The 13,563-nt window shown below is 71.6% G+C and carries 15 protein-coding genes; 8 read left to right on the top strand and 7 right to left on the bottom strand.

The window, feature by feature from the left end; translation table 11 throughout:
- The first annotated feature begins 78 nt into the window (after window positions 1-78).
- From BJ981_RS22645 to BJ981_RS22630, 4 genes are all read left to right on the top strand, one after another.
- Window positions 79-1,233 carry a protein phosphatase 2C domain-containing protein gene (locus BJ981_RS22645; protein WP_184613500.1) on the top strand — a complete coding sequence of 385 codons (1,155 nt, stop codon included), beginning with the start codon at window positions 79-81 and terminating at the stop codon, window positions 1,231-1,233.
- Window positions 1,230-2,216, top strand: coding sequence for a protein kinase domain-containing protein (locus BJ981_RS22640; protein WP_184613498.1), 987 nt, complete (start codon window positions 1,230-1,232; stop codon window positions 2,214-2,216). The genes BJ981_RS22645 and BJ981_RS22640 overlap by 4 nt, the downstream gene beginning before the upstream one ends.
- Before the next feature lie 63 nt (window positions 2,217-2,279).
- Window positions 2,280-2,987 carry a vWA domain-containing protein gene (locus BJ981_RS22635; protein WP_184613496.1) on the top strand — a complete coding sequence of 236 codons (708 nt, stop codon included), beginning with the start codon at window positions 2,280-2,282 and terminating at the stop codon, window positions 2,985-2,987.
- 216 nt (window positions 2,988-3,203) lie between these two features.
- Window positions 3,204-3,962, top strand: coding sequence for a hypothetical protein (locus BJ981_RS22630; protein ID WP_184613494.1), 759 nt, complete (start codon window positions 3,204-3,206; stop codon window positions 3,960-3,962).
- A 40-nt stretch (window positions 3,963-4,002) separates the two neighbouring features.
- Here BJ981_RS22630 and BJ981_RS22625 read toward each other — a convergent pair whose 3' ends face one another.
- Window positions 4,003-4,647, bottom strand: coding sequence for a TetR/AcrR family transcriptional regulator (locus BJ981_RS22625; protein ID WP_184613492.1), 645 nt, complete (start codon window positions 4,645-4,647; stop codon window positions 4,003-4,005).
- Between the two features lie 151 nt (window positions 4,648-4,798).
- On the opposite strand from BJ981_RS22625, the gene BJ981_RS22620 reads away from it, so the two are divergent.
- Complete coding sequence (locus tag BJ981_RS22620) at window positions 4,799-5,824, top strand: medium chain dehydrogenase/reductase family protein (RefSeq protein ID WP_184613490.1); 1,026 nt, start codon at window positions 4,799-4,801, stop codon at window positions 5,822-5,824.
- A 188-nt stretch (window positions 5,825-6,012) separates the two neighbouring features.
- Window positions 6,013-6,741 (top strand): SAM-dependent methyltransferase, encoded by a 729-nt coding sequence (locus BJ981_RS22615; protein ID WP_184613488.1) that lies wholly within the window; start codon window positions 6,013-6,015, stop codon window positions 6,739-6,741.
- On the opposite strand, the gene BJ981_RS22610 is transcribed toward BJ981_RS22615, so the two are convergent.
- On the bottom strand, window positions 6,738-7,637 hold the full coding sequence (locus BJ981_RS22610; protein WP_204070005.1) for an alpha/beta fold hydrolase: 900 nt from the start codon (window positions 7,635-7,637) through the stop codon (window positions 6,738-6,740). The genes BJ981_RS22615 and BJ981_RS22610 overlap by 4 nt on opposite strands.
- A gap of 306 nt (window positions 7,638-7,943) precedes the next feature.
- Between BJ981_RS22610 and BJ981_RS22605 the strand changes: the two genes are divergently transcribed.
- Both BJ981_RS22605 and BJ981_RS22600 read left to right on the top strand, forming a co-directional pair.
- Complete coding sequence (locus BJ981_RS22605; RefSeq protein ID WP_184613487.1) at window positions 7,944-8,963, top strand: phage exclusion protein Lit family protein; 1,020 nt, start codon at window positions 7,944-7,946, stop codon at window positions 8,961-8,963.
- Window positions 8,960-9,532 (top strand): hypothetical protein, encoded by a 573-nt coding sequence (locus BJ981_RS22600; protein WP_184613485.1) that lies wholly within the window; start codon window positions 8,960-8,962, stop codon window positions 9,530-9,532. The genes BJ981_RS22605 and BJ981_RS22600 overlap by 4 nt, the downstream gene beginning before the upstream one ends.
- Before the next feature lie 118 nt (window positions 9,533-9,650).
- Here BJ981_RS22600 and BJ981_RS22595 read toward each other — a convergent pair whose 3' ends face one another.
- From BJ981_RS22595 to BJ981_RS22575, 5 genes are all read right to left on the bottom strand, one after another.
- Window positions 9,651-9,854, bottom strand: coding sequence for a DUF397 domain-containing protein (locus tag BJ981_RS22595; RefSeq protein ID WP_204070006.1), 204 nt, complete (start codon window positions 9,852-9,854; stop codon window positions 9,651-9,653).
- Between the two features lie 336 nt (window positions 9,855-10,190).
- A complete protein-coding gene (locus BJ981_RS22590; protein ID WP_184613484.1) occupies window positions 10,191-10,667 on the bottom strand; it encodes a hypothetical protein in 477 nt (158 codons plus the stop codon).
- A gap of 2 nt (window positions 10,668-10,669) precedes the next feature.
- Window positions 10,670-11,254, bottom strand: a complete 585-nt coding sequence (locus BJ981_RS22585; RefSeq protein ID WP_184613483.1) for a dihydrofolate reductase family protein — start codon at window positions 11,252-11,254, stop codon at window positions 10,670-10,672.
- 80 nt (window positions 11,255-11,334) lie between these two features.
- Window positions 11,335-12,258, bottom strand: coding sequence for a sigma-70 family RNA polymerase sigma factor (locus BJ981_RS22580; protein ID WP_184613482.1), 924 nt, complete (start codon window positions 12,256-12,258; stop codon window positions 11,335-11,337).
- A gap of 93 nt (window positions 12,259-12,351) precedes the next feature.
- The gene (locus BJ981_RS22575) at window positions 12,352-13,476 is read right to left on the bottom strand and encodes an FAD-dependent oxidoreductase (protein ID WP_184613481.1); all 1,125 of its coding nucleotides are present in this window, start codon (window positions 13,474-13,476) and stop codon (window positions 12,352-12,354) included.
- Between the last annotated feature and the right edge of the window lie 87 nt (window positions 13,477-13,563).

The following is a 13,563-nucleotide window of genomic DNA, read 5'->3' as shown; positions in this document are numbered from 1 at the left end:
GCCCAACGGCCGGTCATGGGGCGGGCGCGGGCGGCGGGCTTCGAGGACGAGGCGCGGACGCGGAACGGAGGGGCGGCGATGGGCGAGCCGGCGACCGAGCACGCCGAGGAGGCAGAGCGGGCCCCGGCCCAGCACGCCGGCCACCTCGGGCGCGGCCCTGGCCATGCCGGCGGCGCCAAGGAGGGCTCCGGGCACGCCGCCCTTTCCCCTGCGCAGGTGCCGCGTGACCGTCCGCGTGAGGGCGCGGCCGTGTGGCATCACCGGGGTGAGAAGTGGCTGGCGCTCGGGGTGTGGACGGAGCGGCGGGCCGGGCTGGGTGAGGACGCGGACCCGCTGCTGGTGCATCACGGCCCGACCCGCGAGGGCATCGTCGGGGTCTTCGACGGCGCGGGCGGCGCGGGCGCCGCGGTGGTCTGGCGGTCGCGTACCGGGCTTCCCCGCACCGGCGCCTGGGCGGGGTCGCGCATGGCCCGCGCGTGCGTGGAGTCCTGGTTCCTGGACGGCCTCGCGGCCGGCGCGCCGTTCGAGGCCGAGGACCTGCGCGGCAGGCTCGCGGCGGAGCTGACCGCGGCGCGTCCCCGCACCACGAGCAAGCTCATCAGCTCGATGCGCAGGGACCTGCCGTCCACGATGGCCGCGATCCGCTACAAGGCGGTGGACGGCGGGGTGGAGTGCGAGGCGCTGTGGGCGGGCGACTCCCGGGCGTACGCGCTCACGCCGGGCGCGGGGCTGCGGGCGCTCACCCGCGACCACACCGTCGAGACCGACGCGCTGGAACAGCTCCTGCAGGACCCTCCGCTGACGAACATGCTGTGCGCCGACCGCCCCTTCAGCGTCGAGGCCCACCGCGCGCCGCTGGACACCCCGTGCGTGCTGGTCTGCGCGACCGACGGCTTCTTCGGGTACGTCGAGACGCCGTCGGACTTCGAGCGCCACCTGCTCGGCACGCTCGCCGAGTCGCGGGACGAACGCGACTGGGCCGAGCGGCTTGCCGACCGCGTCTCGGGGTACTCGGCGGACGACGCGTCCCTGAGCCTGGCGGCGTTCGGGTTCGCCGGCCTCGACGAGCTGAGGGAGGGGTTCACGCCTCGCCTGCGCGAGTTGGAGGAGCGCCACGCGGGCGCGGAGGACGGCGACCAGACCGCGCGCACGCGGTGGCGGGAGCGTGCCTGGCAGGACTACCGGCGGTGCTACGAGGAGCTCATGCCGCCGCCGCGCGAAGGGACGAGATGAAGCTCGGCGCAGTGATCAGGGGTTACCACGTCGTCAGCGAGCCGACCAACGACGGCGGCGGCAAGTGCGTGTGGGCCTTCGCGGTGCGAGGCGGGCGCGAGCACTTCATCAAGCGCTTCCTGGAGCCGAAGCGGCCCCGCGAGGGCTCCACCGCGTCGGCGGCGAGCAAGGCGCTGCGGCTGCGCGAGTGCGAGGAGTTCGAGCGGCGCCAGCGGGCCATCATGGACAGGCTCTCCCACGACGTGACCGGCGCGGGCAACCTGGTCCTTGCCACGGACTTCTTCCACGAGGGCACGACGTACTACAAGGTGACCGAGCGCATCGTCCCCTCTCCCCTGGACGAGCCGCACGGCCTCACCCCGCGCGGGAAGTCGGTGCTGCTGAAGACCCTCGGGCTGAGCGTCGGGCTGCTGCACGGCATCGGCGTCGTCCACGGCGACCTGAAGCCGTCCAACGTGCTCATCCAGAAGAAGAACCCGCGCGCCTTCCACACCGCCAAGCTCATCGACTTCGACGACTCCTACATCTCCGGGGGGCCGCCCGACCGGGAGACCATCACGGGCGACTCGGTGTACGGCGCGCCGGAGTGGCGGCGGTACGTCCAGGGCGATCCGGACGCGCTTCCTGAGCACCTGACGACGTCGGTGGACGTCTTCGCGCTCGGGCTCATGGCGCACCGGTACCTGACCGGCGCGATCCCCGGGTTCGACGACCGGCACGACTCCCCCGCCGACGCGGTGATGGCGGGCGAGGCCCTGCGCATGGACGACCGGCTGAGCGCGCCCGTGCGCGCGCTGCTCACGGCCATGACGGCCCTGGATCCCGCCGCGCGCCCGCCGGTCTCCGCGTTCCTGGCTACGCTTGGCGATCCGGAGGCGTGCGTCCTGCACGTACGGCCACCCGAGGGGGCCGGCCCCGCCATGCCCCCTCCCCCGCGGCCGGGCTCGCGCGTGCGCATCAACCTCGGCGACGGCCGTCGCTGACCCCACGGCCCGGCCGGGACGGTCCCGGCGGGCTCGCGAACGATCGGAAGGGACCAACCGGCAATGACAACCGGCCAGCAGCACACCGGGAACCTGCGGTACGCGGTCGACATCGTGCTGTGCATCGACGTGACCGAGAGCATGCGCCCGGTGCTGGACACCGTCAAAGAGAGCGCCCTGTCGTTCCACGAGCGGCTGGAGTCCGTGATGACGCGGTCGGGCAAGGCGATCAGCCAGCTCCGGCTGAGGGTGATCGGCTTCCGCGACTTCGCCGACCGCGCCGACGACGCGATCGAGGAGAGCGACTTCTTCGTCCTTCCCGACCAGGCGCCGGAGTTCGAGAGGTTCGTGCGCCGTCTTGAGGCGACCGGCGGCGGCGACTTCCCCGAGTCCGGGCTCGAGGCCCTCGCGCTGGCCATCAACGCGCCGTGGGAGAAGGGCCTGGACCGGCGGCGTCACGTCATCGTCCTGTTCACCGACGCCCCCGCGCACCCGATCGGCACGCCGGAGGCCATGGCCGCGCACACCTACCCGATGCACATCCCGCGCACCATGGACGAGCTGTTCGAGGAGTGGGGGTACGCGAGCAGCCAGACGGCCGTCATGGAGCACTCGGCGAAGCGGCTCGTCCTGTTCGCCCCCGACACCGAGCCGTGGACCGGCATCACCGACGAGTGGAGCCTCACCATGCAGTTCCCGTCAAAAGCGGGCGAAGGTCTCCAGGACGTCGAAATGGATGAAATCATTAACACCATCGCGCACAGCCTCTGACGCCCGCGCCGCCCGCCCGCGAACCCGAGGACGTACCGTGAGGACGGAAGGCGACACCGAGGGGGAGAACGGTCCACGCCCTTGACCGCCGGCGGGACCGGTCCCCTGAGGGTGAGCGGTAACGTCCATGAGGACGGAAGTAGCGCCCCGGAAGACGGCACGCGAGCCGCCGGACGGGGCGCGTTCGGCGGAGTGGGTCGATCGGCAGGGGGTGCCATGGCAGGTACTACATGGCAGTGCGCGGCCTGCGACACCTACAACGACGCCCAGCAGGTCCGCTGCATGGTCTGCGACGAACGCCGCGCCCCCGACCCGCCGTCCCCCGTCGCCCCGCCCGGCCCTCCCCAGTGGAACACCGACCGTCCCGCGCCCGGCGACGGCCGTACCCCGCCCGGTCCCGCGGGACCTCCCGGCTTCGCGAGCGGCCCCGTGCCCCCGACCCGGCCGGTCCGCCCGGCCGGCCCCGGGTATCCGGGACGCCCGGCAGGCCCCGGCTACCCCGCGGGCCCGGGAGGGACCCCGTACGGCGGCCGTCCCGGCGGCGCGCACGGCGGCCGTCCCGTGCCGCCGTCCGGCATGCCGCCGCGACCGGGAACCCCCGGCCGCACCGGCGCGGCCTATCCCCCGTTCTCTGGCCCCCCGCGCACCGCTCACCGCCCCGGCCCTCCGGGCGGCGCCTCCCCCGCCTCCTCCGGTCCGGCCGGCATGGGGTATCCCCCCTCGGCCGCCTGGCCTTACCCCCTCACGCCGACCGGCCCGGCGAACCCCACCGGCCTGACGGGAGCGTTCGGGCGGCCGCCCGGCCACATGGCGCCGTACGTCCCCCCGGGCATGCCCCTGCGCCCACCCGGCACCATGCCTGTGGTCCCCGCCCGCTCCGGCTTGACGTTCGGCGGCTGCCTGGCCATCGGCGCGGCCTGTTTCGCCGGCCTCCTGATCATCCTCATGGTCCTCGCCTTCCTGTCCAGCCTTTGATCCGGGCGCCCGCATGCGATGACGCACCGGCCCGGCGGGGTCAGCGGCCGAGCAGGGCGTCGAGTTCGGCGGCGAACAGCAGGGCGGGGTCGAAGCCCATCCCGGTGAAGTGGCCGGCGAGTTCCAGGGACAGGACGCCGTGCAGGCGCGTCCAGCAGGACAGGGCGAGGCGCAGCGTCTGAGGGGAGACCGGCTTCCCGCCGTCCCACCGCCGGTGCTCGTCGAGGTGGTCGTCGAAGCCGGTCGTCGCGGTTCCGGCGGACGGCGCCTCGCAGGCGTCGAGCAGGACCGCCATGATCTCCCCGCTGATCGCGGTGATGTCGTCAGGGGCGTGGTAGCCGGGGATGGGCGTGCCGTAGATGAGCATGTACCGCTGGGGATCCGCCAGCGCCCAGCGGCGCAGCGCGTGCGCGAGGCCGTGCAGGTCGGCGCCGTCCGCGGCGGCGGCCAGGAAGGCGTCGGCGAGGCTGCGATAGGCGTCCCTGACCAATTCGGTGATCAGCTCGTCGCGGCCGGCGAAGTAGCGGTAGAGCGCCGGGCCGCTCATGCCCATCTGCTTGGCGATCGCGTTGAGGGACAGCGCGGACGCCCCGGCGGTGGCGATCTGCTCCCAAGCCCGTTCCTTGATCTCCGTACGCACCTGCGTCCGGTACCGCTCACGCGGAGACTCCGCGGTCTTCGCCATGCCACCACCTCGCCGTTCGGATGGTTACACCCTATCGCGGACGGGAGTCAATCTAACAGATCTCATCCGGCCGCCTTGACGGCGCACCGGAGCCGTGCCACGCTTCAGTTATAACCTCTAATCAACACAAGAGCATGTAACGGAGGTCATCATGGCAGAGCGCGTCGAGGTGGTCCTGCCGGGCAAGGTCGAGCCGGAAGGGCTCGTGATCCGGCACACCCCCGTCCCCGTACCCGGCCCGGGACAGGTCCTGATCCGCATGGAGGCGACCGGGGTGTCGTTCGCCGAGCAGCAGATGCGGCGCGGCCGCTACTACGACCAGCCGCCCTTCCCCTTCGTGCCGGGCTACGACCTGGTCGGCACCGTGATCGCGACCGGCACGGGTGTCAGGCCCGGCCTGGCCGGCGCACGGGTCGCCGCGCTCACCAAGGTCGGCGCCTGGGCCAGCCACGTGCCGCTGGACGCGGCGGACGTCGTCGAGGTGCCGGACGGCGTCGGCGCCGCCGAGGCGGAGACCGCGGTCGTCAACGGCGTCACGGCGTGGCAGATGCTGCACCGCAAGGCGCGGGTCCGCGCCGGGCGGACGATCCTCGTGCACGGCGCCAACGGCGGGGTCGGCATGATGCTCGTCCAACTGGCCCGCAACGCGGGCGTACGGGTCATCGGGACGGCGTCCGCGCGCCACCACGACACCCTGCGCGGTCTCGGCGTGACCCCCGTCGACTACCGCACCGAGGACGTTCCCGCCCGGGTGCGGGAGCTCGCGCCCGGCGGCGTGGACGCCGTCTTCGACCACGTCGGCGGGCGCGGCGTCGTCGACTCCTGGCGGCTGCTCGCCCCCGGCGGCACCCTCGTCTCCTACGGCAGCGCCTCCACCCGCGACGACACCGGCTCCAAGCAGTGGCCGGTCCTGAAGATCCTCCTCCGCACGTGGCTGTGGAACGCCCTGCCCAACCGCCGCCGCGCCTACTTCTTCAACATCTGGGCCGGCCGCGCCCTCGCCAGGACCCGCTTCCGCACCAGGCTCCACACCGACCTCACCCAGGTCCTCACGGCCCTGAAAGCCGGCGCCATCTCCCCCGCCATCGCCGCCGAACTCCCCCTCACCCAGGCCGCCGACGCCCTGCGCCTGGCCGAATCCGGCACGGTATCCGGCAAGATCATCCTCACCGCATGAGCCCGCACGTCCTTGAGCCGGTGACGGTCTGGCCGAGCCCGTCGCGAACCCGACCCGGCGACAGGTCCGGGGTGAACCTCGGGGTCGAAGGGGCGGAGCCCCTGGGAGAAACAGCCCGGAGCGGAGCGGAGGACCATTTCGGGGGACGACCTCCGGCTCCGGGTTCCGCGGATTGGGATGATGGGCGGATGGAACGAGATCTGCTCAGTGCCATCGCGCACCGGGATCATCCGATCGCCGCGCCCGTTTCTGAGGCGAACCTCGATCGGCTGCTGCGGCGGGCCGCGCTGCCGGAGGCGGCCCGGGTCCTGGACGTCGGGTGCGGCGAGGGCGAATGGTCGCTGCGGGCGCTCGAGCTGGTCTCCTCCGCGGTGGCCGACGGTGTCGACATCTCACCGCACGCCCTCGCCTCCGCCGGACGGGCGGCGGCCGCGCGAGGGTTGTCCGACCGGATTTCGCTCCACTCCTCACCCGCCGAGCGCTTCTCCGCCCCCGAGCCGTACGACCTCGTGCTGTGCATGGGCTCCACGCACGCCTTCGGCGGCCTCAAGCCGACGATGGACGCGATCGCCCGGTTCGTACGCCCCGGCGGGCTCGCGCTGGTAGGTGAGGGATTCTGGGAACGGCCGCCCACCCCCGAACTGGCCGAGGTCATCGGCGACTACCGTGACCTGGCGGGCACGGTCGAGACGGCGGAGTCCGAGGGATGGCTGACCGTCTACGCCCATGTGAGCACGCTGGAGGAGTGGGACGAGTACGAGTGGTCCTGGACCGGCTCCCTGTCCCGCTGGGCCGCCGAGCACCCCGGCCCCGACGGCGACCAGGCGCTCGCCGCCGCGAGAGAACACCGCGAGCTGTGGCTCAACGGCTACCGGGCCACCCTCGGCTTCGCCTCCCTGCTCCTGCTGCGCGTCTAGTCCTGGGTGAGGACATCGGCCAGCGTCGCGGCGAAATCGGCGGGCCTGGACCAGTAGCCGGTGTGGTCACCCGGGAAGTCGACCACATCCCGTCCCCACCGGTCGGCCAGGACGGCGCTGGTGCGGTAGCAGAACGACTCGCGTGCCTCGCCCCCGGCCATCACGATTCGTCCCTGCTGCGCGTCCAGCGCGGCCAGGTCGGGGTGGACGCACGGCGCCTGCCGGACCTCGTGCGCGAGGAAGAAGTCGAAGTTGCCCATGACCCGGCGGAGCAGCCCGGCATCGGCGTCGGCCGGTTTCCGCAGCTCACCCAGCCCGGTCCCGGCGGCGAACGCCTGGATGGCCGGGCCGATCCCCTCGCGCCGGTAGGTGACGTACACGTCCTCGAAGAAGTCCTGCCACCGGGCGGCGTCCGGCAGCAGGGGTGTCAGGGGCGGCTCGTGGGCGACCAGCCGCGTGACCAGGTCGGGGTGGCTCCCGGCCAGCGCGAGCCCGACGACCGCGCCCGCGCTGCTGCCCAGCACGTGGGCCGGGCCGGTGGCGACGGCCGCCAGCAGGCGCCGGGCGTCCTCGGTGTGCGTCCTCAGCCACCCGGCGGGGGTCCATCCATGGGGCGGTGGCTCCTCCAGCGTGCTGCGCGAGAAGCCGCGCCGGTCATAACTGATCACCGTGTACCGGTCGGCGAGCAACTCGGCCAGGGCTTCGTACAGGCCCGCGTCACCGTTGCTGCCGGGAATCAACAGAAGCGCCGGTCCCTGGCCACGCACCTGGTAGTGGAGATCGGCACCAGGCAGGCGCAGGGTGTCGGCGTACGGGTGGGGCATCGCGTCCTCCTGACGCTCGAACCAGCTGTCACGCACCGCGAACACACGCGGCAGGTCCGATGCGAGTTCCACGCGGGTACCCGTATCCGCAGGAAAAGAGCTCGTGCGCCACCGGGCACCTCGCACCTCAGCTGCCACGTTGGTTTAAGAGTAATAGCCGTTTTGTCGGGATGGCGGGCGGATTTCGGACCGTGCCGACCGGCGGAAAGAGCCTCATTCCCCCTCGCCGCCGCACAGTAGAGTTGAGTACGGGGGCGAAGTCGATCGCCGATCACGGCAGGGCGGGTGGTGGGATTGCTCTCCGAGACCATGAAACTGCTACGAATGCGATTATGGGTCGCCAGGCGTCACCGCCTGCCTCCGCGAAACGAAGCCTTGATGGCGCGGTACCGCGAACTGTACGAATCCGCCGGGCAGTTCTTTCTGCCGCATTTCGCCGACGACCTGGACGCGTTCCTCACCGCCACCGCCCGGACCGGGGGCTCCGACGCGGTACGACACCTGTACGGGCTCCGCTTCTCCTACCCCGACGATCCGCTGGTCACCACGACCGGGCTGCTCGGCCTGAAGCCGCCTCCCGACATCCTGATCGGCACCGTGCCGCGCACGATGCTGTACGACCCGCTGGAGGACGAGCACCGGGCGTTCCTGGTCCCGAACCTGGTCACCTACCAGGTGGACGAGGGCTGCATGATCATCGCCAGCGCCCAGTTCGTGCGCCTGGTGGACGAGTTCGCGGCGGTCATCTCCTCCACCACCCCCGGCCCGGACGGCCGGCCCATGTTCAACATCTCTCCCCAGCTCATCATCGACGGCCTCGCCTCGATCATCAGCGACCGGTGGATGGCGGAGTCCACCCCGCCCACCTTCGGGCACGGCTACCTGCCCGAGGACATCATGGCGAACCCGATGTGGACCGTCATGGTCACCATCGCGTCACTCGCCTGCTGGTCGTTCCTCATCCACCACGAGCTCGCGCACATCGAGCTCGGTCATTTCGACGGCGCCGTGTCACCCGCCGACGCCGGCCTGTCGGCCGCCCAGGAACTCGCCGCCGACGAATGGGCGTTGCGACGGTGCGTCGAACCGTTCCTCTCCTATATGGAGGCGCCGCTCTTCAAGCGGGGAACGGCCCGGGGCACGGCCGGTTTCTGCATCGGCACCGTGCTCAAACTGATCGGATTCCTGACGACCCTCGACGCCAGAAGGCCCTCGGCCCTGCACACCCACCCGGAACCGAAGGCGCGGATCGAGGCGGCGGAGCGGCTGATGGCGGAGGAGGCCTTACGGCTGGAGTCCTCCGACGGCCTGGCCAGCGCCTACTTCGGCACCGCCTCGGCGTTCCACCACATGATCGGCAACCGCCTGCCGGACCTCGACCGAGGAGATCACCCGTGATCGACGAGCCCGCCCCGGCGACGTCCCCCGTCCCGTTCGACGGCGCCTCGCTGAAGGAGGTGAGCGACGAGGCGGTGACCGCGTTCCTCGGAGCCGGGCACGACTCCTCGCGCCAGGTCATCGAGTTCCGGCACGTCGGCAACACCGTGGTCGTGCACAGCAGGTCATGGAAGAACGTCGTCTACAACTTCCGCAAGGACGTGCAGGCCGTGCTCGGCGCCGCCGGCATGGTCACCGCTCCCTTCTTCACCGAGCCCGTCCCCGGCGTGGTCATCACCGGCGTGCTCGCCTGTCTGAACTGCTGGCACCTGCTCGCCTCGACCCGCAAGATAGAACTCGCCGAACCGCACGCCCTGCTGGTCTCCCGTCTCTCGGTCGCCCGGCTGGCCGGCCAGGACGGCAACCCCGCCGTGCTGCGCTACCTGACCGGCGAGTTCCAGGCCAAGGGATGGGACCTCGACAGCGTCATCGACGACCTGCAGACCATGCGCATCCTCGCCGCCGACCGCGACCGCCGGCGCCTGGTCCTCCGCGACCGCGTCCTGATCACCCGCCGCCCCGCCCCCTGAAGCGGCCCCGCGCCGCCGACGCACTCCGCCCAACCCGCTCCGGCGACCTGTGCTTGGCCTGGCCACCGTTCTCCGAGGAGAGATCGCGACGCTCGGAGAACGGCGGAAGCGGACCTCGTCAGGCCTCGAACCGTCCGGAGCGGACGCCGTTCAGGAACGCCGACCACTCGGCCGGGGCGACGACCAGCGCGGGACCCGCCGGGTTCTTACTGTCACGCACCGCGAGAACAGCCGGCAGATTCGACGCGACTTCCACGCAGGTGCCCGTGTCCGCACTGAAAGAGCTCTTGCGCCAACGGGCACCTCGCAGGTTAGCTGCCACGTTGAGTCACCACTCTCTCTAGGAGCTTTACCGACTGCTTAAACGGTAAGGCTTCCGCCCTTATCGCGTCATACCGGGCAGTGAGCGCGGCGATTGTCCGCGGCTCGTCCACCGTGCGGCCATGTGGCTGCGCGCCTAGGTGGGCAGCGTATGGTGGCCGCCCGGTTCTAAGGTGGGCTAACGGCGAACGGCGTCCTTGCAAATGTCGACGCCGTCATGTATTCCGTCCCGCATTCCAACCCTCAGAGACGCCGGGAATAGCCCCCACCATGGCCTACAGCACTGACATGACCCATGTTGATGGTGTCGACGTCAGCGGTGGCCACGGCAGAGGGATCAGCTCACCCCTCCCACGACGGCTTTGCCGTCCCGCGCCGCCGCCGCGTAGAACGGCCCGAGGTCCTCGAACCCCTCATAGGCGCCGCTTCCTGGGGACTGCCGGGTGGCGCCGAAGCCCCATCCCTCGGCCATCAGGCCTTTCGCGATCGCGGCGACCTGGGCGGGGTCGAGGACGAACGCCGGGCCGTAGCCGAACTCGTATTCCTCGATGTCGTTCTCGCCCGTCTCGCCGATCGCCGCCGCGAACCAGGGATAGCAGGTCCGCCATCCCTCGCCCTCATGCTCGGCCTCGGCCCTGGCCTCCGCGATGACACTGAAGGCCTGGTAGTCGTATCCGAACATGTCGGTTTCGCTCGGCAAGCCGGCAGGCGCCTGCCCGTCCTCGGAGAAGATCGCGCCGATCAGATCGGGCTTCGCCCGCACGGACTCCAGCAGCTCGCCATCGATCTTCGCAAGGTTCAGCCACATCGACATGATCACGAATGGTAGCGGCCCCCACCGACACCGCGTCCGGCGCGCGACCACCGGGTGAGGACCGCGGCGCCGGCCGGGTCGGCCGAGAGGCACTCCAGGTGCGTGGGCGGGCCGCCGGCGGGGAAGAGCCGTTCGCCGGCGCCGAGGATGGTGGGGAAGGTCAGCAGCCGGTACTCGTCGATCAGGTCCTCGGCCATCAGCGCGTGGACGACGCTCAGGCTCCCGGTGACGACCACGTCACGCCGCTCGCGCTTGACGGCATCGACGAGGTCGCCGTCGATGAGCCGCGAGTTCGCCCATGCCGAGGCGTCGGTCAGCGTGCGGGAGGCGACCAGCTTCGGCACGGCGTTCATCCGCGCGGAGAACGGGTCATCGCGTCCCGGCCAGAGCCGCGAGAACAACTGCCAGGTCGTGCGTCCCAGCAGCATCACGCCGTCGTCGAGGATGCCGCCGAGCCGGAACTTGTCCCCGGCGACCGTTCCGGGCCCGTGCCGGAACGCCCAGCCGCCGGCCGGTGTGCCGGCGGAGCCGTCAGGATCGGACACGATCCCGTCCAGGGTGATGAACTCAATGACGATGACGCTCACGATGGGGGTCCCTTTCGATCGATGCTCACCCCTACGTACCGGCGGCATCGGCCCGACTCATCGCGGCCGGTCGAACTCGTTCAAGGGATCCGGTCAGGCAGGCCGAATGCCTCGAACACCGTCGAGTCCGCGAACACGACGTTGCGGGCGATCCGGCCACCGGTGACCGTGAAGACCTGGAGCGTGTGCGGGCGATGCCCGCCCCCGGGCTCAGGGACGTACGCGGCGAGGGCGGGCTGCCCGTTGGCGCGGAGACGCCTGAGAGCCCAGCCCGTCCCGCGCATGGCGAACAAACGGCGCATGAACCTGCCGTAGTCGTGGCCGCCCCGGTACCACAGCGGCACCGGCGGCATCTCCAGCACGGCGTCCTCGGTGAGGAGGCGCACGAGCGCGGGGACGTCGGCCGTCTCGAACGCCCGCATGTACCGCTCGATCACCTCGCGCACCTTCGGGTCGTCCGGCTCGCTGACCTCGGCGGGGTCGACGGCCTCGCCCGCCTCCGCCAGGGCGGCGCGGGCCCGCTGCAAGGCGCTGTTGACGGCCGGGACCGTGGAGCCGAGCTGGACGGCCACCTCGGCGGAGCTGAACTGCAGGACCTCACGCAGCACGAGCACCGCGCGCTGCCGCGCCGGCAGCGTCTGCATCGCCGCCACCAGCGCGAGCCGCATGTCGGCCCGTATCCCCACCTCGAACCGGGCGTCGGGAAACGGCTGGAGCCAGGGAACGTCGAGGGCGGGCGTGAGCGGCGCCTCGGGATCGTCGCTGGGCGCGCCCAGCCCGGACGGCAACGGCCGCCGCGCACGGCCCTCGAGCGCGGTCAGGCAGACGTTGGTCGCGATGCGGTACAGCCAGGTCCGCACCGACGCGCGGGAGGCGTCGTACCGCTCCCTGGCCCTCCACGCCCGCAGCATGGTCTCCTGCACGAGGTCCTCGGCCTCGTGGAACGAACCCACCATCCGATAGCAGTACGCCACCAACTCGGCTCGGTACGGTTCGAAGTCCACCGCCCCATCTTGGCGCACACCCGCGTACAAGACGCGTCCGCCGTACCCCGGCACCCCATGCCCTGGGACCACGCGAGGAGTGGCCGGCCGGGTCTACTCGTGGTCGGTGAACATATCGATCAAGCCTTGGGGGACGTCGTCGCCGAACAACTGCTCGCGGATGTGGGTGTCGTCGGTGGCGGCTTCGACGGCGCGGGGGAACATGGCCTGTTCGTATTCGGTGAGGGCGGTCTCGATGTCGCCCGGGTGCGCGGCGAGGGCCTTGCCGAGCTCGGCGCCGTCGTACATGGCCAGGTTGGCGCCTTCGCCGTTGGGGGCCGAGAGGTGGGCGGCGTCGCCTACCAGGGTCACCCCGGGCACCCGATCCCACCGGTGCCCGATCGGCAGCGCGTAGTGGGGGCGCAGGACCGGCTCGGTGTCGCCGTCGGTGATCAGCGCGGTGAGCTCCGGGGCCCAGCCGGCGAACTCCCGCGCGATCCGCGCGGTGGCCGTGGCGGCATCGGTGAAGTCGATGGCGGCGAACCAGTCCTGCGACCTGGTGAGCATCACGTAGGTGTGCAGGGTGTCGCCGCTTTCCCGGTGCGCGTGGATCTCCTTGCCCTGCGCGGGCGCCATCAGCGACCCGCCCCCGACCGCTTTCGCGGCGGCGGGATGCCGGGTGTCGGCGTCGAACAGGTAGAACTCGACGAACGACGTGCCGGTGTACTCGGGTGTGGCGGTGGAGAGCAGCGGCCGGACCCGTGACCACGCGCCGTCCGCGCCGACCAGCAGGCTCGTGGTGACGGTGCCCCCGTCGGCGAGGGTCACCTCGTGGTGGCCGTCGCCGAGGGCACGGGCGCTCGTGACCTTGTGGCCCCATCGGACGGCGCCGGCGGGGAGCGAGTCGAGCAGCATCCGTCGCAGCTCGGCGCGCTGCACCTCGGGGCGTCCGCCCGTGCCGTCGTCGGCCTTCTCGAACAGGACGGCCCCGTCCTGGTCCAGGATCCGCATCGCCTCGCGGCCCTCCAGGATGAGGCCGCGGAACTCGTCCATGAGGCCGGCCGCCTCGATGGCGAGCTGCCCGTTGTAGTCGTGGATGTCGAGCATCCCGCCCTGCGTGCGCGCGGCCGGGGACGCCTCCGCCTCGTAGACGGTGGCGGGGATGCCGTGGACGTGCAGGACACGGGCCAGCGTGAGTCCGCCGAGCCCGGCGCCGATGATCGTGACGGGAGTGTGCATCGTGGCTCCTTCGCGGTCGAAGCCGCCCGGCGAGGTCCGGTACGGCTTCCTCGTTGGAACAGTGCTCCATTCTGGAACAGTGCTCCA

The sequence above is a fragment of the Sphaerisporangium krabiense genome (genome assembly GCF_014200435.1).
Taxonomy (GTDB): domain Bacteria; phylum Actinomycetota; class Actinomycetes; order Streptosporangiales; family Streptosporangiaceae; genus Sphaerisporangium; species Sphaerisporangium krabiense.
This window is presented reverse-complemented; position numbering and strand designations above follow the sequence as displayed.

Bases quoted from the DNA above. Each gene is read 5' to 3' on its own strand.
- BJ981_RS22635 (WP_184613496.1), top strand. From the start codon at position 2,280: ATGACAACCGGCCAGCAGCACACCGGGAACCTGCGGTACGCGGTCGAC.
- BJ981_RS22625 (WP_184613492.1), bottom strand. From the start codon at position 4,647: ATGGCGAAGACCGCGGAGTCTCCGCGTGAGCGGTACCGGACGCAGGTG.
- BJ981_RS22620 (WP_184613490.1), top strand. From the start codon at position 4,799: ATGGCAGAGCGCGTCGAGGTGGTCCTGCCGGGCAAGGTCGAGCCGGAA.
- BJ981_RS22605 (WP_184613487.1), top strand. From the start codon at position 7,944: ATGGCGCGGTACCGCGAACTGTACGAATCCGCCGGGCAGTTCTTTCTG.
- BJ981_RS22615 (WP_184613488.1), top strand. From the start codon at position 6,013: ATGGAACGAGATCTGCTCAGTGCCATCGCGCACCGGGATCATCCGATC.
- BJ981_RS22590 (WP_184613484.1), bottom strand. From the start codon at position 10,667: ATGTCGATGTGGCTGAACCTTGCGAAGATCGATGGCGAGCTGCTGGAG.
- BJ981_RS22575 (WP_184613481.1), bottom strand. From the start codon at position 13,476: ATGCACACTCCCGTCACGATCATCGGCGCCGGGCTCGGCGGACTCACG.
- BJ981_RS22640 (WP_184613498.1), top strand. From the start codon at position 1,230: ATGAAGCTCGGCGCAGTGATCAGGGGTTACCACGTCGTCAGCGAGCCG.
- BJ981_RS22645 (WP_184613500.1), top strand. From the start codon at position 79: ATGGGCGAGCCGGCGACCGAGCACGCCGAGGAGGCAGAGCGGGCCCCG.
- BJ981_RS22630 (WP_184613494.1), top strand. From the start codon at position 3,204: ATGGCAGGTACTACATGGCAGTGCGCGGCCTGCGACACCTACAACGAC.